The organism is Leisingera sp., from assembly GCF_982940295.1.
On record NZ_CEYXRG010000027.1, the window covers coordinates 23,661 to 46,516 of the forward strand.

Sequence of the window (22,856 nt, forward strand, 5' to 3'; positions counted from 1 at the left end):
ACCCCTGGATATTTGAGGCCAGATTAATGAAGGACCTTGGAGGTCGCCCGCAGGTTTTCGCTTGCGGGCACTCAGGGCTTTTAGCCCTTGCTGTCAACAATTTGGAGGTGCTGAGCCAGCCTGCCGATTTCACCCATCCATTTCTCCACCAAAGCCGGATCGCTGGGCGCGGCGTGTACCCCGGCGGCGATCTTGCCGTTCATGGCGGCTTCGATGGCGAAGGAGACCGGGTAGGACACTAGGCGCGCCATCGCGGTGCCGCGCTCGTCGCCCCAGGCATCCATAACGTAGGTCTTGTGCCAGACTTCGGCGCCATCTTTTTCGGCCTTCAGACCGACGCAGAGAACCACCCGGTCCGGCTCACCCTCGTCATAGGCGTTTTCGGTCCAGAACTGGTCCGACATATTCTTGAGGCGGGCGTCGCCTTCGGGGCCGGAAAGGGTCTCGACCTCTTTGAACACATCCGCCCAGGCGTCTGCCCAGCCGTTGAGGCGCAGGGTGCCGCGGACGAACTCCTTCACCTTCCAGTCCTCGCCGAACTCATACTGCGCCATGAAGGGGATCGAGTCGCGGTTCGGGTAGACTTCGAAGCTTTCCGGGGAGGGCAGCGGCGCCTCGTAGGAGGAGATCGCATCCCAGGGGCGGGCAACGTCCAGCTCTTTGAAATCGCGGATCGATTTGGAGGGCGACCGCAGCGCTTTCAGCACGCCCAGCGGCGACCAGCTGAACTTGTAGCGGAACGGGTTCGGGGTCTTGGGGATGCCGCCGCAGTAGGAGATGAAGCTGATCTCGTTTTCGGGGTCAAAGGCATCGGAGGCCTTGTAGTCCGCCACCAGAGCATGCGCCATCAGGTGGTCGATGCCGGGATCCAAACCAACCTCGTTGATCAGGCAGACGCCGGCGTCCTTGGCCTTCTGGTCCAGCGCGCGCATTTCCGGCGCGATGTAGGAAGAGGATACGAAATGCGCGCCGTGCTCAATCGCCAGCTCCGCCAGCGGAACGTGCCAGTCCCCGGGCAGCATGGAGACGATCACGTCCTTGGGGCTCAGCATCTGGCCCAGGTTGGCGATGCTGAAGGCGTGGATATTGGTGGTCAGATCGCCGACCGCCTCGCGCGCCTTGTCCGTGGTCCGGTTCCAGACCGCCACGTCGTGGCCCGCTTCCAGCAGGCGGCGCAGGCCGGGGATTGCCGACAGGCCAGTGCCGCACCAGTGAATAGTCATGAGAGTTCTCCCTTATCCGAATTTCAGTTTGGCCGCGACGATCACCAGAACGGCGCTCACGGCGCAGATATTTGCCAGGATCAATGGCCAGTCGCCGACCATCACCCCATAAGCCAGCCACAGCGAGACGGTCGCCAGAAACATCAGGTTCGACGGCAGCGACAGGCCGGAGGTATCGCGGGAGGCCCAGGCCTTCCAAGCCTGGGGGATCCAGCAGACGGTGCCCAGAAAGGCTGCCAGATAGCCGACGTAAGGCGCCATCATTCGGGCAGATGCTCCAGGAAGGTGGCCTTGGCCCGGCCCCAAACGCCGCTTTCCAGATCCGTCAGGGATTGCAGCGAAGGCAGCAGCTGGGCGGCATAGTCCTCCGAGCTTTCCACCGGCAGCATCGACGGCAGGTTGTCGATCGCCATCACATCAAGCACCGGGTTTTCGGCGACGCGCAGCGCAGGGGCCTCCCAAGTGGTGGCCTGGGTATAGACCGGCACCGGGTTGTAGTCGCTGTCCGGATCGCAGGCGACATCGCCGATGGCAGTCAGCTTGCGGTCCGCGCTCAATGCTTCACGTGGGACAAAGACCGGTGTGCCGGGCCGCGCGAAGATGCAGTTCAGGAACAGGTCATGGTCCAGGATCTCCGGGAAGGGGCCGCCGCTGGCGGTTTCGGCCATGTCCCATTTGGTGACCTGGACACCCATCGCCTCGCAGAGATCGGCAGCACCGGTGCCGACTCGGCCAAGCGCGCCGATCACGATTGCGGCGGGGCGGTCTTTGTTCAGGGCATCAAGCTCTGCACTCAAGTCAGCGAGCAAGGCATCCTTGCCGCCATAGACACCAACCGGCCCGCACAGCTCGCCGCGCTGCTGAGCGGCCCAGGCTTTCAGTGTCACCGCCGCGCCGGCATAGCCTGCCCAATAGCCAAAGGCGGCAACCCGGCGGCCGGTTTCGTCGACCAGGTATTCCAGATCATAAAGCGTGCCGCCGCCGGCCTTGAACCGCTCCAGAAGTGCCTTGCCGGAATGCTGGCCCTTGAAGGCATGGCCGAACATGATGTGGCGGTGCGGCAGCGGGGTGCCGTCTTCGGGCAGTTCCTTGAGGCCGAAGATAATCGCATCCGCAGGCGCCTGGGGCCAGGAGTTCTCAGGCGCAATCTCACAGCCCGCGTCAATGTAGCCCTGCAGCGGGATTGCCCGTACCGAGCTCTCCTCCACTGTGACCTTGATGCCGCTCGCCAGCAGTGCCTTGGCGCCTTCAGGGGTCAGGCCGACCCGCTCTTCGTTGGGGCGCTGTTCGGCCCGTACCCACAGATGCGTCATTGTCATGTCCTTCAAAGCATTCCCTTGGCATAGACCGCGCGAATCGCCTCGCGCTGTTCCATTGCCGTCATGAAGTTCTGGATTTTGGGGAAGTCCGTCACGTTCACCCCGTCGCCTTCTAGCCAGGTGCAGACCACATAGAGGTAGCAATCGGCGAGGCTGATTTCCTCCCCTAGCACAAAGGGCCCGCGCAGCCCGGCCTGGCTGATGTACTCGCAGGAGGCCGCCATCGTCTGCGGCACCATCTTCTGCATGTCTTTCCAGCTGGAGCGTTCCTTGGCCCAGCGGGCGCCCCGCAGCCTGTGGGCGTGGTTCACATGCATGGTGGAAGCCAGGTAGAACATCACTTCGCGCATCCGGGCCAGCTGCACCGGTTCTTGCGGGCGCAGACCTGCGTCCGGCGCCATATCGGCGATGTATTCCAGGAGCGCTCCGGTCTCGGTCAGGATGCCGCCCTCGACCGCCAGCGCGGGCACCCGGCCCTTGGGATTGATCTGGGCATAGGCCGCGCCGGTTTGTTCCTTGGCGGCAAAGTCGATTTTCACCGTCTCATAGTCGATCCCGGCCTCTTCCAATGCGATGGCCACGGCCACCGAAATTGTGTTGGGCGCGTAATAGAGCTGCATGGTCTTCCTCCCCTTCGGACGTCACAGATGTGTCTGGGCAAAGTGCCGGTCCGGCGCTTCCAGGTGCGGCACCGCGTTGAACAGAACCGGGCTCCAGTGGCCGCCGATGGGGAACAGCCGGTGCATGGATGTGTTCATGACCGCAAGCGCAATGCGTGCCATCCCCGCGGTGTCCAGCCCCATCGCCTGCCGCAGCGCCATCGAGATCAGCCCGCCCGAGGTGACCACCAGCGCCGGGCCGTCACCTGCGGAGATTTCCTCCAGTGCCTGCCGGGTGCGGGTCTCGAATTGCGATCAGCTTTCGTAGGGCTCGGAAATCTCCCCGCCGGCCCAAGCGGCAAAGACCCTGGGAAGGTGGTCGACAAAACCCTCGCGTTCTTCCGGTATCGGCAGCCCGTGCTGATCACGCATCGCCTCGGCCAGGGTAAAATACTCCATCTCGTTGAGGCGGGCGTCCTGCACTGCATCCGCATATCCCATCGAGGCGGCGGTTTCGATATGCCGGGTCAGGGTGCCGCAGTAGACGCGCGGATGATGATTACCGCTGTTGCGCAGATGCTCCCCCAGCCAGGCCGCCTGCTGGTGTCCCAGATCGCTCAACCGGTCATAACTTGCCTCGTCACGGGCGCTGGTATTGGCCTGGCCGTGGCGGATCAGCGTGATGTGGGACATGTGCGGGCGGCTCCGTTGTTACCGGGGAAGTCTTAGGGGAGGTTCCGGGCAGAGGGAAGTGAGGGTTTCGGCACCGGTCCCAGCAATTCCATTGAGAGCGGCAAAAACTTGGCGCACTGTGGGTCTGCCAGTCCGGAGACCGATCATGACCCTCGACCCTCAGCGTTTTCTTGATGATCTGCATAGCTTGCGCAGCTTTGGTGCGTCGGGCGTGGGCAAGGGGGTGGTGCGGCAGGCCTATTCCGGGGCCGACATAGCGGCGCGGAAATGGCTGGCGGAACGGATAAATGAGGCCGGTTTAGAGCCGCATTTCGATCCGCTCGGCAGTCTTTTTGGGCTGGCAGGGGAGAAGAGCCTGCTGTTGGGCTCGCACAGTGACAGCCAGCCCGAGGGCGGCTGGCTGGACGGGGCGCTGGGCGTGGTGGCCGGGCTGGAGGTTGCCCGCGCGGCCAGGGAAGCAGGCGGGCCGCCAATTTCCTGCGTCAGCTTCCAGGATGAGGAGGGAAGGTTCGGGGTGCTGACCGGCTCGGATGTCTGGACCGGCAAGCTGGCGCTGGAGGCGGTGGACGGGTTCACCGACAATGCTGGCAATTCCCTGGCGGACATGCGGGCGCAGATGGCGGATCTGGCAGGGGATTTCCTGCCGCATGGCCGGTTCAGCGGCTTTCTGGAAATGCATATCGAACAGGGCCCTTATCTGGAGGAAACCGGGCTTGGGCTTGGGGTGGTGACGGATATCGTCGGCATCCGCGACATGCGGATCAGTTTTGAGGGCCGCCAGAACCATGCGGGCACCACGCCGATGCATCTGCGCCGGGACGCGTTTCAGGCGCTGTCTGCCTTCAATGCCGCTCTAAACAGCCGGCTTGCCGATGTGGTGACACCTGCCACGGTCTGGACCATCGGCCATGTGGCGCTGCATCCCAATGCCGCCTCGGTGGTGCCGGGGCGGGTGGAGTTCTCGATGCAATGGCGTGATGCGGATGCCGGCGGGCTGGCGCGGATGGAAACGGTTATCAAGGAGACCGCGCAGGAAATTTCTGCCGGCCACGGCGTCGCGGTGGCGCTTGGCCCGGTCATGGGGATCGAACCGGCAGCGATGGATGCGCGGTTTCAGGCAGAGCTGGCAGCCGCGGCGGAGGGGCTGGCGCCCGGGAAGTGGCAGAAGATGCCCTCCGGCGCGCTGCATGATGCGGCCAATCTCGCCACGGTGATGCCCGCGGGGATGCTGTTCGTGCCCTCCATCGGCGGCATCAGCCATGCCTTTGACGAGGATACGGACGAGGCGGATCTGGTGCTGGGCTTGCAGGTGCTGAACCGGGCAGCCCGGGCGCTGGCGGTTTGAACCTGGCGGCGCGCAAGAGGGGCAGGGCGCTCCCGCCTGTTCCCGGACATTCAAAGAATGCCCGTCTCAGTTGGGCCAGGCGCCGCTGGCGCGGCGCAGCTCAGGCCCGGCCATAGCCGCGTTTGAGCATCCGCTTGCGGTGTTTGTCGGCGGCCAGAGACGCCTCGCGCAGGTTGCCGTAGATGTTGATCACGCTTTGCCCGTTGGCGCCGGCCACGCCCCATTCGCGCAGCACGGAGACCTCGGAAAACAGATTCATCGCCAGCTCGATGCGGTAGAACCGCGACGGGCGCGAGGGGGCTTGGCGGTAGAGCAGACAGGTGGCCATAGAACGATTCTACGCGCAGCGATTCGGCCGGGCAAGAGGCCAGTGCCAGACTGCGCTAGGCCGCGCCCAGAAGTGTCAGCCCCAAGAGGAGTGACGAGAGCGCGGCGACCGCAAAGGCGGCGGTGCGCAGGACCGGGAGGCCAACGGAATAGATCACGTAGTGTGCCACTATGCCGAAAAAGAATGTAACACCCAAGGTGCCGGGCTGGTCTTCGGCGGGTATCACCAGCGTGGCGATGATGGCGAGCGGTGCAAAGGCGGCAAACAACTCGACGCCGACGATATGCGCCCGGTGCGCGCGCTGGGCCCAGGGCGACTGAGGTTTGTCGTCGGGGCTGGGATTGGCGAGCGCCCCCATCAGGCCGCGGACAAAGATCCGGTCAAGGATATAGGGCACCCAAGCCACCGCCACCCATAGCCCGGACAAGGCCGTGAAATATTGCAACTGTGTCATTGCGCGTTCCTCCATCTGACAAGAGAAAGCGTAGTGTTTTCAGATGGCTTTTCTACTTTGGCGGGGTCAGATCCAGTCCACATCCCCCAGAAAGATGTAGCCAGCGCCATAGATCGTCTTGATCAGCCGCGGGTTCTTGGGGTCCTCGCGCAGCTTGGTGCGAAGACGCGAGATGCGCACATCCATCGCCCGGTCAAAACTTTCACCGGCCGCACCGCCAAGCGCCTCCTGCATCTGGGCGCGGGAGATCAGCCGCTTGGGACTGTCCAGGAACAGCCGCAGCACCTCGCCTTCTGCATGGGAGAAAGGAGTCTCGGCGCCGGTGTCATCCTCCAGCACGTAGCGGTCGAAATGGGCGGTCCAGCCGGAAAACCGGGCGGTCTCGCTGGCTGGGGCCGCAGTGCGCGGGCCGCTGCGCAACCTGGCCCGGACCCGCGCCACGACCTCGGCCGGGTCAAAAGGTTTGGTGATATAGTCGTCCGCGCCGAGCTCCAGCCCGGTCACCCGGTCCTGCACCTGGGCCCGGCCGGAGATGATGATGACCGCCGCCCCCTGTTCCAGCGCCAGCCTATGCACCAGCGCCAGTCCGTCGGTGTCGGGCAGCGACAGATCCACCAGGCAGACATCAGGCGTCACGCGGTTCAGCGCCGCCTCGAATTCGCGTGCGCGGGCGAAGCTTTGAGTGCGGAAGCCCGCGTCCTCCAGCGTTTCGGTCAGGATTCGGCGGATTTCCGGCTCGTCATCCAGTATGGTGACCAGGGGGGATGTCATACGGCGGGCTCCGGTGAGATCAATTCGGACAGCTGATGAGTGGTGAAAGGTTTGCGCAAAACCGGCCCGCATTTCAATGCCTTGCGGAACAGCGGGTCGCTGGTCGGCAGCGAGGTCATCAGAATGCAGGGCAGGCCGGAACCGTCGAGCCGGGCGGCCAGGTCGATGCCGGTGGCGCTGCCTTCCAGCTTGATGTCGGACAGCACCAGCGCGATGTCCGGCAGGTCGGCGGTGAGCGCGCTGGCCTCGTCCACGCTGGCCGCTTCGATGACCGAATAGCCAAGGTCGATCAGCATGTCGCGGAAGGCAGCGCGCAATTCCTCGCTGTCCTCGACCAGCAGCGCCATGCCACCCTTGGCATCGGGGGCCTGGCGGTAGGGCAGCCGCAGGGTGACCGAGGCGCCGGTCTGGGTGTTGCCAAGCCGCATGTCGCCGCCTGCAAGCTTGGCCATGTCATAGACCATCGGCAGGCCCAGGCCGGAGCCTTCGCTGCCCTTGGTGGTGAAGAACGGGTTCAGGGCCTTTTCCAGTGCCTCGGCAGAGAAGCCGGGGCCGGTGTCGGTGACGGTGATCTCGACCCAGGTCTGTCCGACCGCATGGGCGCTGACGGTGATCTGGCCCGAGGTGCCGCAGGCATCGCGGGCATTGAGGATCAGGTTCAGCAGGGCATCCTGCAGCTTGCCGCTGTCCAGCAGCAGCACCTGGTCGGGCATATTGTCGAGAATGCTGAGCCCTACCCCCTGCGGCAGCGACGGAGAGGCGAGGATCTTCAGCTCGCTCAGCAGATCGTGCATGTTGGTGGCCTGCGGCCGCAGGGTGCGCTGGCCGGTCATTTCAGCTATCCGGTTCAGCAGCCGTCCACCGCGCCGCGCAGCGGACAGCGTGCCCTGGACCATTTCCGCGGCTTCACCGCCCAATCCCATCTTTTCCAGCTTGCCCTGCATCCCCAGGATGATGGTCAGCAGGTTGGAGAAATCATGCGCCAGGCCGCTGGTCATCTGCGCCGCCATTTCGCGGCGGCGGGCCTGCTGCAGGGCAACACGTGCCTGGGTTTCCTCGGTTACGTCCATCGAAAGGATATAGACACCGCCCTGCTGGTCGGGGGTAAAGGCCACCCTGATCCGGCGGCTGCCGTGGCTTTCGGTGAACTCGAACACCGGGCTGCCGCCCTTGTAGGCGGCCAGCAGATGCGGCTCGATCCGGTCAAAGGCGTCAGGCCCCAGCGCGTCCGAGATATGCATGCCCAGAATGTCCGAAGGGCGGCTGGGAAAGACCGAGCTGAGGCGGCGGTTGGTGTAGGTGTAATAGCCGTCCGCATCCACATGGGCGATATGGGCAGGCATCATCTCGGTCGTCAGCCGGGTGCGGCCTTCGATCTCGGTCAGTTGCCGCTTGGCCTCTTCCAGAGCGGTATTGGTGGCCTCCAGCTGACGGTTGGCGGCAGAGAGCTCCTCGGTATAGGCGATCAGCTTTTCGGAAAGCTCCTCCGAGCGCGCCCGCAATAGCTGCTCCGCCCGCTTGGTGCGGGTAATATCTGTATAGACGGTGACCCATCCGCCTTGCGGCAGCGGCGAGCCTTCGATTGAAATCATTTGCCCGTTGGGGCGTTCGCGCTCCAAATAATGGGCCACGAAGTCCAGCGCCTGCTCGACCCGGGTCCGCACGATCTCTTCGATGTCTGTTTCCGGGGCATATTCTCCGTTTTCCGCAAGAAACCGGATGGTCTCGGCAAAGGACGCGCCCGGCTGCGTCAGGCGGTCCGGCAGGTTGAACATTTCCTGAAAGCGGCGGTTGCACACGGCCAGCCGCAAATCGTTGTCATAGATCGACAGCGCCTGGGCGATCAGGTTCAGCCCGGCGGTGGTCATGGCGGCGTGCTGCTTATTCGTACGGTTCATAGCTCTCCCCGGCCCATGGCTAGCACCGCTGCCCAACAGGGGCAAATTGCCATTCGGCCGCGGGGGTGGATGGTGCCGCCTCGGAAAGGCTCAATCGTCTCCTGATTGCCGTGGGAGTATGAGCGGCTGGCGTCCCTTTAGATTCGCATTTGAGAAAGAATCACCGGGCGGTCGATTCGGTCATTTGCCGATCCGTGCGCATCCCGCGCAGTTTTGGTCGCGGCCTCCGCGCGGTAAGAAACGTTCGCCCCGATTGGAGTTGGCTTGCCTTGCGTAACAAGCTGTAAAACAAAGGGAAGATGCCTGTTACAATTCGTAAGATTTAGGAAAACTTCAGGAAAAAGTTGACGGGCTAATCTGCCGCTGTCCCTAATCGGGGCCAGAACCGCGGACGGCGGTCGGTCCGGCAGCAACGCCGGAAAGGGAGGAAAGAAAGTTGGCTCAGATGCAGATGGGCGCCGAAGGGATGAAATCCCTGCCGGCGCTGCTTCAACGCAATGCGGCGCAATTCGCAGACGCGCCGGCCTACCGGGAAAAGGAATTCGGCATTTGGCAATGCTGGACCTGGTCCGAGGCGGCAAAGGAAATAGAAGCTTTGGCGCTGGGTTTGATCAACCTTGGCGTGAACGAGGGTGATTTTGTCGCCATTATCGGCCGCAACCGCCCCTATCTCTACTGGTCTATGGTTGCCGCGCAGGCGGTGGGCGCCGTGCCGGTGCCGCTTTACCAGGACGCGGTGGCCGAGGAGATGGCCTATGTGCTGGGCCACTGCGGCGCGCGCTTTGTGATCGTGGGCGATCAGGAGCAGGCCGACAAGGTGATTGAGATCCAGGATCAGCTGCATCAGTTCGAGCACATGATCTATCTCGATCCGCGCGGCATGCGGAAATACGACCACACTCAGTTGCACCAGTTCAGCCATATCCAGGATCAGGGGCGGGCGGCCCATGACGAGCTGATCGGGGAGCTGAACAAGCGGCAGGGCAAGCTGGATTATGACAGCACCTGCGTGATGCTCTACACCTCCGGCACCACCGGCAAGCCCAAGGGCGTGGTGCTGTCGAACCGCAACGTGATCGAAAGCGCCAAGAACTCCGCCGAGTTCGACAAGCTGACCCAGAACGAGAATATCCTCTCCTACCTGCCGATGGCCTGGGTTGGCGACTTTATCTTCTCGGTCGGACAGGCCTACTGGTGCGGCTTCTGTGTGAACTGCCCGGAAAGCGCCGACACCATGATGACCGACCTGCGCGAGATCGGTCCGACGTATTTCTTTGCGCCGCCGCGGGTGTTCGAGGGTCAGCTGACCAACGTGATGATCCGGATGGAGGATGCAGGCGCCCTGAAGCGCAAGATGTTCCATCATTTCCTGGCACACGCCAAGAAGGTCGGGGGCGACATTCTGGACGGCAAGCCCGTCGGCGTGATGGACCGCCTGAAATACGCGCTGGGCAACCTTCTGGTCTATGGCCCGCTGAAGGATACGCTGGGTTATGGCCGCATTCGCGTCGGTTACACCGCGGGCGAGGCGATCGGGCCGGAGATCTTTGATTTCTACCGTTCGCTGGGCATCAACCTGAAACAGCTCTATGGCCAGACCGAAGCCACCGTGTTCATCACCGTGCAGCCGGATGGCGAAGTGCGTGCTGATACCGTTGGTGTGCCGGCGCCGGAGGTCGAGATCAAGATCGGCGACAACGGCGAGATCTATTACCGTTCGCCAGGCACCTTCGTCGAGTATTTCAACAACCCGGAATCCACTGCTTCTACCAAGGACCCCGAAGGCTGGGTAGCTACCGGCGATGCCGGCTTCTTCGAGGAAGGCTCAGGCCATCTGCGGATCATCGACCGTGCCAAGGACGTGGGCAAGATGGCCGACGGCAGCATGTTTGCGCCCAAGTATGTGGAAAACAAGCTGAAATTCTACCCGGACATCTTGGAAGCGGTGCTGTTCGGCAATGGCCGCGACCGCTGTGTTGCCTTCATCAACATCGACCTGACGGCGGTGGGCAACTGGGCGGAACGCAACAATATCGCCTATGCCTCCTACCAGGAACTGGCGGGCCATCCGAAGGTTCTGGAAACCATCCGCTCGCATGTGACGGCAGTCAACAAGTCGGTCGCGGAAGACCCGATGCTGTCAGGCTGCCAGATCCATCGCTTTGTGGTTCTGCACAAGGAACTGGATGCGGATGATGGCGAGATGACCCGTACCCGCAAGGTGCGCCGCCGTATCGTGGAAGAGAAGTTCGACGATATCATCACCGCGCTTTACGACGGCTCGGAGAAGGTCTCGACCGTCACAGAGGTGACCTATGAGGACGGCCGCAAGGGTTCAATCAAAGCGACATTGACCATCGTAGATGCCGAAGTGAAACCGGCAGCGCCGCACAAGGTGGCCGCGGAATGATGCAGGTATCGCCGGAAATGACCCCGCCCCGTGCCGGGCAGGCCGGACCGGTCTCAGATCAGGTCGGGGTTCAGGCCAGGGTTGAAGGCCGTGTTGACCACCTGCTGGATCTTGAAGCGGGAGCTGAACCCGTGTGTCTGCTCAATAATCGTGGCCAGGCTTTCGGATTGGCTGAGGCCCATCTGCTTGCATTCGATGGCCATCTTCAGAAGGCAGGAATGCTCAAGTTCGCCGAACATAACGTCGATCTCCTTGCTGCTCGTTACCCACAAGTATCGCACGGAAATCTTAAAATTTCTATGCGGCAAAATAATGGAGGCCGTTGTTATGCTTGACAATTCCTTAAGCTATGTGACTGACGACGGGCGCACCATCGGCGGCGTGGTGATGGAGATGAAGAACATCACGCTGCGGTTCGGCGGCGTGGTGGCGATCAAGGACATCTCCTTTGACATCCGCGAGGGCGAGATCCGCGCGATCATCGGCCCCAACGGTGCCGGCAAGTCGTCGATGCTGAACGTGATCTCCGGCTTCTATGTGCCGCAGGAAGGCGAAGTCCTGTTCCACGGCAAGAAACGCCCGCCGATGCGCCCCTACGAGGTGGCGCGCCAGGGCATCGCCCGGACCTTCCAGAACATCGCCCTGTTCGAAGGCATGAGCGTGTTGGACAACGTCATGACCGGGCGGCTCAACTATATGAAAACAGGCCTGTTTTCGCAGGCCCTGTGGAAGGGGAAGGCGGAGGCCGAAGAAACCGAGAACCGCGAGGTCGTGGAGCGGATCATCGACTTCCTGGAGATCCAGCACATTCGCAAGACACCTGTTGCGCGGCTGCCTTACGGCCTGAAGAAACGGGTCGAACTGGCGCGGGCGCTGGCGGCGGAACCGAAGCTGTTGCTGCTGGACGAACCGATGGCCGGCATGAACGTCGAGGAGAAGGAGGACATGTCCCGCTTCATCCTGGATGTGAACGACGAATTCGGCACCACCATTGCCCTGATCGAGCACGACATGGGCGTTGTGATGGACCTCAGCGACCGGGTCGTGGTGATGGACTACGGCAAAAAGATCGGTGACGGCACCCCGGATGAGGTGCGCAATAACCAGGATGTGATCGACGCATATCTGGGGGTCAGCCATGACTGAGTTGCAACACAGCAACACCCGGCCCCGGCGGGGTGACTTCCGTACACCCCCTGCGCACCCCCTGTGCACCGCCGCAGTGCAGAATTCCGAGGAGAGCCTCTAATGCCCGAACAACTCGTCTTTGCGATGGAAGTGACGCTGAACGGCCTGATGGCGGGCGTGCTTTATGCGCTGGTCGCGCTGGGGTTCGTTCTAATCTACAAGGCGTCCGGCATCTTCAACTATGCCCAAGGCGTGATGGCGCTGTTTGCGGCGATGACGCTGGTGGGGATCATGCAGGGTCAGGTGCCCTTCTCTCATGTGATCAACGCGGTCTTTGGCGGTCATGTCACCCATTTCGGCTGGAACGTGCCCGGGGTGCTGGCGATTGCCCTGACTGTGGCGGTGATGGTGCTGCTGGCCTGGCTGGTGCAGGTGCTGGTGATGAAGCATCTGGTGGGCCAGGAGCCGATCATCCTGTTCATGGCCACCATTGGTCTGGCCTACTTCCTGGAAGGCGTCGCCGACCTGATGTGGGGCTCCGAAATCAAGACGCTGGACGTGGGCCTGCCGCAGGGCATCAACCTGTGGATCGACGAAACCACCTTCAACATTTTCGGCTACGGCTTCTTTATCGACAACCTGGATATCGTGGCGACGGTGATTGCGGCGCTGCTGGTGGCGGGGCTGGTCTGCTTTGCCCAGTACACCAAGCAGGGCCGGGCCATGCGTGCGGTGGCGGATGATCACCAGGCGGCCCTGTCGGTCGGCATCTCGCTGAACTTCATCTGGGTTCTGGTCTGGTCGGTCGCAGGCTTCGTGGCGCTGGTTGCGGGCATCGTCTGGGGCACCAAGTCCGGCGTGCAGTTCTCGCTGTCGCTGATCGCGCTGAAAGCGCTGCCGGTGCTGATGCTGGGCGGCTTCACCTCGATCCCCGGCGCCATCGTTGGCGGCCTGATCATCGGCGTGGGCGAGAAACTGTTTGAGTTCGCCATTGGCCCGATGGTCGGCGGCGCCACCGAGAACTGGTTTGCCTATGTGCTGGCGCTGCTGTTCCTGGTGTTTCGTCCGCAGGGGCTGTTCGGGGAGAAGATCATTGAACGGGTCTGACGCTCAAATGATCTGCTCCCTGCTTCCTCAGCCCTCAAGCCGGCGGAAAGCAGCGATGACGACGGCGGCAAAGACGCTGGCCACCAGGGTGAAGGCGATTGTCAGATCGCCGATCACCTGCCCGGCGAGGAAGGTCAGCAACCCCGCCCCGCACAGCCCGATCAGCATCAGCCCCCAGGGGCCGGGCGCGTCTCTCGAAACCGCGCGCCGCTGCGGCGGTGCCTCGAAAGATGGCAGCACGGTTGCGTCCTCGACAGTTTCCAGCAGCCGGCCCTTGGCCACTGCATATTCGGATGCTGATATCCAACCCTTCTTCCGCGCGGCCTCCAGCCGCCGGATTTCCTCGAAAATCGCGGTCATTGATCCCACTCACTTTACCCGCAAACAGGGTGGCAAAGAGATTTGGGCGAAATGTGGCGAAGTCCGGATTTCTGAAGAAGTGGTTAACGGCGGAGCCGCGGCATGAACAAGATGATTGCCATCGTCAACGTGATCGCCTGGGCTGGTTTCTGGGCCTTCGGCTACCTGGCGCTGACGGCGGAAAGCTACAGCGAAACCCAGGTGGTGACCGCAGCGCTGCTGGCTTCTGCGGGGCTGATTACCGGCATCATCGCCTATCTGCGGCTGGTGCGCGGCAGCGAGCGCAGCGGCTATGCCAGACCTTCGGCGCGGATGACCCGCGAACAGCGTGACGCCGCACAGGCGCAGTGGGGGCAGGTCAAATGAGTGCCGCCGCTGAAACAATCAAGACAGACACCCGGACCGGGTCCCGTTTGCAAGAGAAAGGGAGCATCTGAGACATGTTCTACCGTGAAGCCGGGGATTTCAAAGTCTCCTATGCAGATGACAGCCAGACCTTCCCGATCAAGTTCGACCGCATCCGCTATTACGTGGTGCTGGCGGTGGCTTTCGGGATCATCCCCTTCCTGATCAACGACTATTGGGCGAACGCGATCCTGCTGCCGTTCCTGATCTATTCGATCGCGGCCATCGGACTGAACATCCTGGTCGGCTATTGCGGCCAGGTGTCCCTGGGCACCGGCGGTTTCATGGCGGTGGGGGCCTATGCCTGCTACAAGCTGATGACGGCTTTCCCAGAAGTCAGCATGTTCATCCATGTGCTGCTGGCGGGCGGTATCACCGCGCTGGTTTGCGTGCTGTTCGGCCTTCCCAGCTTGCGCATCAAGGGCTTCTACCTCGCGGTGGCGACGCTGGCGGCGCAGTTCTTCCTGGTGTGGCTGTTCAACCGGGTGCCGTGGTTCTACAACTACTCGGCCTCGGGCCAGATCAACGCGCCGGAGCGGGATACCTTTGGCATCGTCATCACCGGCCCCAACGCATCGGCCTGGGCGACCTACCTGTTCTGCCTGATCTTCCTGACCGTCTGCGCCCTGGTTGCCCGCAACCTGACCCGCGGCACCGTGGGCCGCAGCTGGATGGCGATCCGTGACATGGACATCGCGGCCGAGATTATCGGGGTGAACCCGCTGAAGGCCAAGCTGACGGCCTTTGCCGTCTCCGGCTTCTTCATCGGCATCTCAGGCGCGCTGTTCTTTGCGGTCTATCTGGGCGCGGTCGAGGTCGGCGAAGCCTTTGGCATCCAGAAGTCGTTCCTGGTGCTGTTCATGGTGATCCTCGGCGGGTTGGGCTCGATCTTCGGCTCCTTTGCCGGCGCTGCCTTCCTGGTGCTGCTGCCGGTGGTGCTGAAGGTGGTGGGCGTCGACTTGCTGGGCTGGCCGACGGACATCGTGGCGCATTTCCAGCTGGTGATTGTCGGCGCGCTGATCATCGTCTTCCTGATCGCGGAGCCGCACGGCATGGCGCAGCTGTGGCGCGTTGCCAAGGAAAAACTGAGACTCTGGCCCTTCCCGCACTGACGCGGGGCGGCAGACACGCTGGCGGGGAGAAGACCAAGACCACCCCCGCCGTAAGAAACCATCGGATAAGACCAAAGGGAGGATTTAAGCCGATGAAAAAGACACTGACCACACTGGCGCTTGGCGCCGCGATGGCAGCCGGTCCGGCAATGGCGGATCTGGTGTTCCCGGACCTCAGCTACCGGACCGGGCCTTATGCGGCGGGCGGCATTCCGTTCTCGGACGGCTACAACGACTATTTCACCCTGCTGAACGAGCGCGATGGCGGCATCGGCGGTGTTCCGGCCCGGGTGATCGAATGCGAGACCGGCTATAACACCGAGAAGGGTGTAGAGTGCTATGAGGCCACCAAGGGCGAAGGCGCGCTGGTGTATCAGCCGCTGTCCACCGGCATCACCTATCAGCTGATCCCCAAAGTGACCGCCGACGGCATCCCGCTGCACACCATGGGCTATGGCCGCACCTCGGCGGCAAACGGCAAAGTGTTCAGCAACGTCTTCAACTACCCGGCCAACTATTGGAACGGTGCCTCTGGCGCGGTGAACCATCTGCTGGAAATCAACGACGGCGACATCAACGGCAAGAAGGTTGCGCTGGTCTATCACAACTCTGCCTATGGCAAGGAACCGATCCGCACTCTCGAAGAGCTTTCGGCCAAGCACGGCTTTGAGCTGACGCTTCTGCCGGTGGACCACCCGGGCCAGGAGCAGAAATCGCAGTGGCTGCAGATCCGCCGTGAGAAGCCTGACTACGTTGTGATGTGGGGCTGGGGCGTGATGAACCAGGTTGCAATCCAGGAAGCCGCCAACATCCGGTTCCCGATGGAAAACTTCATCGGTGTCTGGTGGTCCGGTGCCGAATTTGACGTGGAGCCTGCAGGTGCCAAAGCCACGGGCTACAAGGCGCTGACGTTCACCGGGCTTGGTATGGATTACCCGGTTTACGACGACCTGAAGAAATATGTCGTGGACTCGGGCAAGGCAGCCGGTGCCGGCGATCAGCTGGGGTCGGTGCAGTACAACCGCGGCCTTTATGCAGCGATGCTGGCAGCCGAGGCCGCCAAGACCGCGCAGGAAATGCATGGCACTGGTGATATCACCGCGGCGATGATGCGCGATGGCATGGAAGCGCTGGAAATGACCAACGCCAAAATGGAAGCGCTGGGCATGGCGGGCTTCGGACCTGAGTTCAAGGTCAGCTGCGAGAACCATGGCGGCCCCGGCCTGGTCGGTGTGGTGCAGTGGGATGCCGGCAGCAAGACCTGGAACGCTATCTCCGACTTCAAGCCGACGGACGGTGATGTGATCGGCAAGCTGATCGAGGAAGATTCGGCTGCTTACGCGGCTGAAAACAACATCGAGCCTGGCTGCAAGTAACGCGCACCACGGCCCCCGCGTCAGGGGGCCGGAACCAAACCGGCGCGGCGGGGAGCTGCCGCGCCACTCAACGGGATCCCGGCTCTGGTCCGGGACAGGCATGAGGACACGCTTTGATGCTGGATGCAGCAAACACCGCCGCCGACACTGCAGATGTGCAGGCCGAGACCTTGCTGGAGGTCAACAATATCGAGGTGATCTACAATCACGTGATCCTCGTCCTTAAGGGCGTGAGCCTGAATGTGCCCAAGGGCGGCATAACTGCGCTGCTGGGCGGCAACGGGGCCGGTAAGACCACCACGCTGAAGGCTGTGTCGAACCTGCTGCACTCGGAACGCGGCGAAGTCACCAAGGGCTCGATCAAATACCGAGGCGAGCATGTGCATGAGCAGGACCCGGCGGAGCTGGTCAAGAAGGGCGTCATCCAGGTGATGGAAGGCCGCCACTGCTTTGAGCACCTGACAGTGGAAGAGAACCTGCTGACCGGCGCCTATACACGCTCGGATGGCGGCGCGAATATCCAGAAAGACCTGGAGATGGTCTACAGCTATTTCCCGCGCCTGAAGGAGCGCCGCAAGTCGCAGGCGGGCTATACCTCGGGCGGCGAGCAGCAGATGGTGGCAATGGGCCGCGCGCTGATGTCGCGGCCGGAGACGATCCTGCTGGACGAGCCGTCGATGGGCCTGGCGCCGCAGCTGGTGGAGCAGATTTTCGAGATCGTGAAGTCGATCAATGAAAACGAGGGTGTGACCTTCCTGCTGGCCGAGCAGAACACCAACGTTGCCCTGCGGTATGCCCACTATGGCTACATTCTTGAATCTGGCCGGGTGGTGATGGACGGGCCTGCGGCAGAGCTGCGGGAGAACCCCGACGTGAAGGAATTCTACCTCGGGATGTCGGATGAGGGGCGCAAGAGCTTCCGCGACGTGCGGTCCTACCGCCGCCGCAAGAGGTGGCTGAGCTGATGCGGGGAGATGACGTGATGAGCTTTTTTGACACGCTTGAAACCCGGAGCGCAGACGAGCGCGCCGCAGACCTGGCCCAGGCGCTGCCGGAGCAGATCGCCCGCGCCAAGGGCGCGGCGGGCTACGCCGGACTGCTGGACGGGGTGGACCCGGCAGCGGTGACCTCGGCCGAAGCCTTGGCCAAGCTGCCGGTGCTGCGCAAATCTGAGCTGAGCCGGGCGCAGGCGGAGAACCCGCCCTTTGGCGGGTTTACCGTGAAGCCCGCGCATGGCTTTGCCCATATCTTCCAGAGCCCCGGCCCGATATACGAGCCTGGCGGGGTGGATGGCGACTGGTGGCGGATGGGGCGGTTCCTGAACGCTGCCGGGATCGGCCAGGGAGATGTGGTGCAGAACTGTTTCGGCTACCATCTGACGCCTGCCGGGATGATCTTTGAAAACGGCGCGCGGGCGGTTGGCGCCGCGGTGCTGCCTGCCGGCACTGGCCAGACCGAGCTGCAGGTGACCGCTGCGCGCGACGTGGGCGCCACCGCCTATGCCGGCACGCCGGATTATCTGAAGGTGATCCTAGACAAGGCCGACGCGATGGGTGTGGAGCTGGCGTTCTCCAAGGCGGCGGTGGGCGGCGGCGCGCTGTTCCCGTCCCTGCGCCAGGAATATGCCGACCGCGGGATCTCCTGCCTGCAGTGCTATGCCACTGCGGATCTCGGCAATATCGCCTATGAAAGCCCGGCGATGGAGGGGATGATCGTTGACGAGCATGTGATCGTCGAAATCGTCACCCCCGGCACCGGCAATCCGGTGGCGCCGGGCGAGGTGGGCGAGGTTGTGGTCACCACGCTGAACCCCGATTACCCGCTGATCCGCTTTGCCACTGGCGATCTGTCGGCGGTGATGCCGGGTGTCTCGCCCTGCGGCCGCACCAACATGCGGATCAAGGGCTGGATGGGCCGCGCCGATCAGACCACCAAGATCAAGGGCATGTTCGTGCGCCCCGAGCAGGTGGCGGCGCTGGTCGAAAAGCATGACGAGATCGTCAAGGCCCGCGTGATTGCCAGCCGCGACGGCGAGATGGACGCGATGACCGTGCAGATCGAAGCCGCAGGCGGCGACGAGGCGGCTTATGCGCGTTCGGTGATCGAGGTGCTGAAGCTCAAGGGCAAGGTCGAGGTGGTCGCGCCGGGCGCGCTGCCCAAGGACGGGCTGGTGATCGAGGATCAGCGGACCTACGACTGAGCCGGGCAGATTTGCTGCTTGAAACGGGCGCCGGAAGCAGGCGCCCGTTTGCTGTTCTGGCGGTGGCTTGGCCCGAGCCGTGCTTTCCGGCTGGAATTTCTGACTGGAATGGTCGAAATAGGGCGGTGAGACCCTTCAGCCGGACCGATGAACGCCACAAATGACTGCTGCCAATGATCCCATAGAGTATGCCCCGCATGGGCGCCGCCGTGGCGGCAGGGGCGGCGGCGGGCTGTTTGCCGTGATGGCCTGGGTGGTGGCGCTGTCCTGCCTGCTGCCAATGGTGGCGGTGGCGCTGGCCGCGGCGTTTGGGGGAACGGAGACGATCCGCCATCTGGCTGAAACCGTGCTGCCGGGCTATACGCTGACGACGCTGGCGCTGGTGGCGATGGTCGGGCTTGGCACCTTTGCCATCGGCACCGGCGCGGCCTGGCTGGTGACGATGACGCGGTTCCCCGGGGCGCGCTTCCTTGAGGTTGCGCTGGTTCTGCCGCTGGCCTTCCCGGCCTATGTTCTTGCCTATGCCTATACCCATATCCTGGACCACCCCGGCATTGTGCAGGCCACCCTGCGCGAGGTGACGGGCTGGGGCCCGCGGGATTACTGGTTCCCCGAAATCCGCTCCACCGGCGGGGCGGCGGCGATGTTGGTGCTGGTGCTGTACCCCTATGTCTATCTGCTGGCGCGGGCGGCCTTCATGCAGCAGAGCGCCGGTGCTTTTCTGGCGGCACGCGCCTTGGGCAAGAATTCCTGCCAGGCATTCTGGATGGTCAGCCTGCCGATGGCGCGCCCGGCGATAGCCTCGGGCGTCTTGCTGGCGGTGATGGAGACGATCGCGGATTTCGGCACGGTGTCCTATTTCGGCGTGCAGACCTTTGCCACCGGGATCTACACCAGCTGGTTCTCGCTGGGCGACCGGGGCGGGGCAGCGCAGCTGGCACTATGCCTCTTGGGCTTTGCCCTGACGCTGGCGGTGGTTGAACGCTCCACCCGCGGGCGGGCGAAGTACCACCATGCCGGCAAGCACCACACCCAGAGGCCGCCGGCGGAGCTGGGCGGCATCAAGGCCGCTTTGGCCGTGTTCTTCTGCGCGGTGCCTGTGGTGCTGGGGTTCCTGCTGCCGGTGGCAGTGCTGTTCCTGATGAGCTTCGACTCGGAGCAGAACCTGTTCAGCCGCCGCTATATCGGGTTCACCAGCAATTCGATCATCCTGGCCTCGGCGGCGGCGGTGCTGACGGTGGCCGCCGCCGTCTGCCTCGGCTTTTACCAGCGCCTGCGGCCCGGGCGGCTGTCCTCAGCGGCGGCCTATTTCGCCCGGCTGGGCTATGCGGTGCCCGGCGGGGTGATCGCGGTGGGGCTGATCGTGCCCTTCGCGGCGTTCGACAATGCGCTGGATGCCTGGATGCGGGAGACCTTCGGCATCCGGACCGGGCTGTTGGTCACCGGCTCGATCTGGTTGCTGGTTGCCGCCTACGGCGTGCGTTTCATGGCGGCGGCGCTGGGGGCTTATGAGGGCGGACAGGCGACCATGCATTCCAACATGGATGCGGCAGCGCGCTCCTTGGGGCAAGGGCCGTTGGGAATGCTGCGCCGGGTGCATCTGCCGATCCTGACGCCCAGCCTGCTGACGGCGCTGCTGATCGTCTTTGTCGATGTGATGAAGGAACTACCTGCTACCCTGATCATGCGGCCCTTCAATTTCGACACGCTGGCGGTGCAGGCGCACCGGCTGGCGGCGGATGAGCGGCTGGAGGGCGCTGCGGTGCCCTCGCTGGTGATCATGGCGGTGGGCTTGCTGCCGGTGATCCTGATCTGCCGCCAGGTGGGACGGCGGCGCTAGGCGCAAGAATTTTGGAAAATTCTTGCCAAGAAAACTTGAATTTTCTTGGACCCGGGTGCGGCTTATGCCGCCCACCAGGCCTCGATCTCGTCGCGGGAAATCCGGTCTGCCGGGCCCAGGCCCACCAGAACGGTTTCCTCCGCCTCGCAGCGTTTGGCCTCGACATGGCGGCCCACCACATGCAGCTCATAGGCGCCGCCGGTGGTCAGCACGAACCCCTTCATCCGGTAAAGCCCGGCGGGCCGGTCTGCCAGCTTGTCCCCTAGCGCGCGGCGGTCCAGCGCGGTGCTGCTGCGGTGCTGCCAGGTGGTGTAGGCGGGATGCGCCGCCACCGCGCGGCCCTTGGGCAGCGGCACCACGTCAAACAGCAGTTCCGCCACGGGAGAGCCGTTCAGAACCGTCGGCGTGCGGGCGCCGGCCGATTTCAGGGTTTCTCCGAGCGCATCGGAAAGCGCATCGCATTTGGTCGCGATCACCAGATCTGCGGCGCGGATCTGCTGCTCAGCCTGCGGCGCAACCAGCGGGTCGCTCAGCAGCGTTTCCACATTTCCCGCATCCACCAGTGTGACGATGCCGCCGTAGCTGAGGCCGTTTTCGTTGAGAACGGAATTGGCAATGGCAACCGGATCGGAAATGCCGCTGGCTTCGATCACCACATGGTCCGGGTGTTCGGGCCGGTGCAGGACCTCCTGCAGCGCCGTGGCCAGGTCGTCGCCCATCGTGCAGCAGACGCAGCCATTGGTGAGGGCGATCTTGCCGCCATCGGTGTCCTGGATCAGCGCATCGTCGATATTGACCGCGCCGAAGTCATTCACGATCACGGCCAGTTTCAGCCCGTGATCCTCGGCCAGCAAGCGGTTGATCAGGGTGGTTTTGCCCGCGCCCAGATACCCGCTGATAATCGTTACTGGCAACCGGTTCATAAGCGCTGGTCCCCCAGAGCGCGGCGTGCTCCCGACTGCATGTTTCCCCCCGAGAATAATGATGCGCGAACGTATAGGGTTCTCGTGCAATCGGGTCTAGGAAAAGCTGGCGGTGCTTTAAACTTTCGGTGCTTGACGGGCTGGGGCAAGCACAGAAGCAAAAAAGCGCGGCCGGGGCCGCGCTTTTCCTGGTCTTTGCGGGCTGGGGTTACTTCCAGCCGGCGTCGTTGAAGATCTTCTGTGCCTCGGGCAGGTTCTTGGCGACCTCCGACAGGTTCACGTCATCCGGTTTGAAATGGCCAAGCGCGGCAATCGACGGGGCCAGGCCAACGCCCGGAACCGCCGGGTATTCGTCATTGCCGGCCGAGAAATAGGCTTGGGCAGAATCGCTGGCGAGGTACTCCAGGAACTTGACGGCGTTGTCCTTGTTCGGCGCGTGCAAGGCAACACCGCCGCCGGACAGGTTCATATGCGCGCCTTCGGTGTTCTGCGAGGGGAACAGCCAGCCGATCTGGTCGCGGTTTTCCGACACGCCCTTGACGTCCTTGCGGATAGACCGGGCGAAGTAATAGCTGTTGGCCACCGAGATATCGCACTCGCCGGAGACCAGGCCGCGAATCTGGTCGGTGTCGCCGCCCTGCGGGTCGCGCGCCATGTTGGCGACCACGCCTTCGGCCCAGCTGCGGGCTGCGTCAGTGCCGTGATGGGTCACGATCGAGGCCAGCAGGGTCTGGTTGTAGGTGTTCTTGGAGGAGCGGATGCAGACCTTGCCCTTATAGGCGGGGTCGGCCAGGTCCAGGTAGGTCAGCGGCGGATTGGCGACCTCGTCCTTGTCGTAGAAGATAATGCGCGAGCGCTGGCTGAAGCCAAACCACTGGTTGTCTTCGTCCTGCAGATAGGCGGGCACGCGGGATTCCAGCACATCACTGTCGATGCTTTGCAGCACGCCTGCGTCCTTGGCCCGGGTCAGACGGGAGGTGTCGACGGTGATCAGAATGTCGGCGGGGGAGTTCTCGCCTTCGGCCTTCATCCGGGCAATCAGCTCATCGGCGTTGCCTTCGATCCGGTTGATGGTGATGCCGGTGGCCTTTTCGAAGTCCGAATAGAGCTGCTCGTCGGTGTCATAGTGGCGCGAGGAGTAGATGTTCAGCTCGCCTTCGGCAGCAGCGGTGGTGGCAATGGCTGCGGTCAGCGCGACGGCCAGTACGGTTGTGGCTTTCAGCATTGGATGTCCCGTTCTTGGTTAGATCAGATTTCCGACTGAAAGAGTCGATTAAAGCATCTGGCGGCAGATGCAATAAATTTCCGACTGAAACAGTCAGAAAGTCGCAGCCTGCTGTTGGCTGGCCAGACTGGGCAGGCGCC

At 63.1% G+C, this 22,856-nt stretch carries 22 protein-coding genes and 1 pseudogene; 10 read left to right on the top strand and 13 right to left on the bottom strand.

Annotation, left to right across the window (positions count from 1 at the left end; all coding sequences use genetic code 11):
* Nucleotides 1-80: 80 nt before the first annotated feature.
* From AC4HIX_RS18895 to AC4HIX_RS18915, 5 genes and pseudogenes are all read right to left on the bottom strand, one after another.
* On the bottom strand, nt 81-1,223 hold the full coding sequence (locus AC4HIX_RS18895; RefSeq protein WP_490400120.1) for a saccharopine dehydrogenase family protein: 1,143 nt from the start codon (nt 1,221-1,223) through the stop codon (nt 81-83).
* A 12-nt stretch (nt 1,224-1,235) separates the two neighbouring features.
* Entirely contained in the window at nt 1,236-1,484 is a 249-nt protein-coding gene (locus AC4HIX_RS18900; protein ID WP_475053074.1) for a SemiSWEET family sugar transporter, read from the bottom strand.
* The gene (locus AC4HIX_RS18905) at nt 1,484-2,536 is read right to left on the bottom strand and encodes a saccharopine dehydrogenase (protein ID WP_490400121.1); all 1,053 of its coding nucleotides are present in this window, start codon (nt 2,534-2,536) and stop codon (nt 1,484-1,486) included. The genes AC4HIX_RS18900 and AC4HIX_RS18905 overlap by 1 nt, the downstream gene beginning before the upstream one ends.
* An 11-nt stretch (nt 2,537-2,547) precedes the next feature.
* Nucleotides 2,548-3,162, bottom strand: coding sequence for a glutathione S-transferase family protein (locus AC4HIX_RS18910; RefSeq protein ID WP_490400122.1), 615 nt, complete (start codon nt 3,160-3,162; stop codon nt 2,548-2,550).
* Between the two features lie 21 nt (nt 3,163-3,183).
* Nucleotides 3,184-3,834: pseudogene (locus AC4HIX_RS18915) on the bottom strand (histidine phosphatase family protein).
* Nucleotides 3,835-3,979: 145 nt separating this feature from the next.
* On the opposite strand from AC4HIX_RS18915, the gene AC4HIX_RS18920 reads away from it, so the two are divergent.
* A complete protein-coding gene (locus AC4HIX_RS18920) occupies nt 3,980-5,179 on the top strand; it encodes a hydantoinase/carbamoylase family amidase (RefSeq protein WP_490400123.1) in 1,200 nt (399 codons plus the stop codon).
* Nucleotides 5,180-5,279: 100 nt separating this feature from the next.
* Here AC4HIX_RS18920 and AC4HIX_RS18925 read toward each other — a convergent pair whose 3' ends face one another.
* The 4 genes from AC4HIX_RS18925 to AC4HIX_RS18940 form a co-directional block, all read right to left on the bottom strand.
* On the bottom strand, nt 5,280-5,507 hold the full coding sequence (locus AC4HIX_RS18925) for a WGR domain-containing protein (protein ID WP_490400124.1): 228 nt from the start codon (nt 5,505-5,507) through the stop codon (nt 5,280-5,282).
* A gap of 55 nt (nt 5,508-5,562) precedes the next feature.
* A complete protein-coding gene (locus AC4HIX_RS18930) occupies nt 5,563-5,961 on the bottom strand; it encodes an MAPEG family protein (RefSeq protein WP_490400125.1) in 399 nt (132 codons plus the stop codon).
* A 66-nt stretch (nt 5,962-6,027) separates the two neighbouring features.
* Entirely contained in the window at nt 6,028-6,732 is a 705-nt protein-coding gene (locus tag AC4HIX_RS18935; protein ID WP_490400126.1) for a response regulator transcription factor, read from the bottom strand.
* Nucleotides 6,729-8,630, bottom strand: coding sequence for a hybrid sensor histidine kinase/response regulator (locus AC4HIX_RS18940; RefSeq protein ID WP_490400127.1), 1,902 nt, complete (start codon nt 8,628-8,630; stop codon nt 6,729-6,731). Before AC4HIX_RS18940 ends, AC4HIX_RS18935 begins: the two co-directional genes overlap by 4 nt.
* 445 nt (nt 8,631-9,075) lie before the next feature.
* Between AC4HIX_RS18940 and AC4HIX_RS18945 the strand changes: the two genes are divergently transcribed.
* Nucleotides 9,076-11,040: an AMP-binding protein gene (locus AC4HIX_RS18945; RefSeq protein WP_475053076.1), complete on the top strand. Its 1,965-nt coding sequence runs from the start codon at nt 9,076-9,078 to the stop codon at nt 11,038-11,040.
* A 53-nt stretch (nt 11,041-11,093) separates the two neighbouring features.
* Here the strand turns inward: AC4HIX_RS18945 and AC4HIX_RS18950 are convergent, their stop codons facing one another.
* On the bottom strand, nt 11,094-11,279 hold the full coding sequence (locus AC4HIX_RS18950) for a hypothetical protein (protein ID WP_490400128.1): 186 nt from the start codon (nt 11,277-11,279) through the stop codon (nt 11,094-11,096).
* Nucleotides 11,280-11,367: 88 nt separating this feature from the next.
* On the opposite strand from AC4HIX_RS18950, the gene AC4HIX_RS18955 reads away from it, so the two are divergent.
* On the top strand, nt 11,368-12,186 hold the full coding sequence (locus AC4HIX_RS18955) for an ABC transporter ATP-binding protein (protein ID WP_475049037.1): 819 nt from the start codon (nt 11,368-11,370) through the stop codon (nt 12,184-12,186).
* 102 nt (nt 12,187-12,288) lie between these two features.
* Complete coding sequence (locus AC4HIX_RS18960) at nt 12,289-13,275, top strand: branched-chain amino acid ABC transporter permease (protein WP_027235686.1); 987 nt, start codon at nt 12,289-12,291, stop codon at nt 13,273-13,275.
* Nucleotides 13,276-13,302: 27 nt separating this feature from the next.
* On the opposite strand, the gene AC4HIX_RS18965 is transcribed toward AC4HIX_RS18960, so the two are convergent.
* Nucleotides 13,303-13,635, bottom strand: a complete 333-nt coding sequence (locus tag AC4HIX_RS18965) for an SHOCT domain-containing protein (RefSeq protein WP_490400129.1) — start codon at nt 13,633-13,635, stop codon at nt 13,303-13,305.
* Between the two features lie 102 nt (nt 13,636-13,737).
* On the opposite strand from AC4HIX_RS18965, the gene AC4HIX_RS18970 reads away from it, so the two are divergent.
* From AC4HIX_RS18970 to AC4HIX_RS18995, 6 genes are all read left to right on the top strand, one after another.
* Nucleotides 13,738-14,001, top strand: coding sequence for a hypothetical protein (locus AC4HIX_RS18970; RefSeq protein ID WP_475049043.1), 264 nt, complete (start codon nt 13,738-13,740; stop codon nt 13,999-14,001).
* A gap of 74 nt (nt 14,002-14,075) precedes the next feature.
* Entirely contained in the window at nt 14,076-15,152 is a 1,077-nt protein-coding gene (locus AC4HIX_RS18975; protein WP_475049046.1) for a branched-chain amino acid ABC transporter permease, read from the top strand.
* Nucleotides 15,153-15,244: 92 nt separating this feature from the next.
* The gene (locus tag AC4HIX_RS18980) at nt 15,245-16,528 is read left to right on the top strand and encodes an ABC transporter substrate-binding protein (RefSeq protein ID WP_490400130.1); all 1,284 of its coding nucleotides are present in this window, start codon (nt 15,245-15,247) and stop codon (nt 16,526-16,528) included.
* Between the two features lie 116 nt (nt 16,529-16,644).
* Nucleotides 16,645-17,493, top strand: a complete 849-nt coding sequence (locus tag AC4HIX_RS18985; RefSeq protein WP_475049052.1) for an ABC transporter ATP-binding protein — start codon at nt 16,645-16,647, stop codon at nt 17,491-17,493.
* A gap of 17 nt (nt 17,494-17,510) precedes the next feature.
* Complete coding sequence (locus AC4HIX_RS18990) at nt 17,511-18,728, top strand: phenylacetate--CoA ligase family protein (RefSeq protein ID WP_490400131.1); 1,218 nt, start codon at nt 17,511-17,513, stop codon at nt 18,726-18,728.
* Nucleotides 18,729-18,888: 160 nt separating this feature from the next.
* Nucleotides 18,889-20,568: an ABC transporter permease gene (locus AC4HIX_RS18995; protein ID WP_490400132.1), complete on the top strand. Its 1,680-nt coding sequence runs from the start codon at nt 18,889-18,891 to the stop codon at nt 20,566-20,568.
* A gap of 62 nt (nt 20,569-20,630) precedes the next feature.
* Here AC4HIX_RS18995 and AC4HIX_RS19000 read toward each other — a convergent pair whose 3' ends face one another.
* Nucleotides 20,631-21,491, bottom strand: a complete 861-nt coding sequence (locus AC4HIX_RS19000; protein ID WP_490400133.1) for a CobW family GTP-binding protein — start codon at nt 21,489-21,491, stop codon at nt 20,631-20,633.
* Between the two features lie 208 nt (nt 21,492-21,699).
* Complete coding sequence (locus AC4HIX_RS19005; protein WP_490400134.1) at nt 21,700-22,716, bottom strand: Fe(3+) ABC transporter substrate-binding protein; 1,017 nt, start codon at nt 22,714-22,716, stop codon at nt 21,700-21,702.
* Nucleotides 22,717-22,856: the final 140 nt, after the last annotated feature.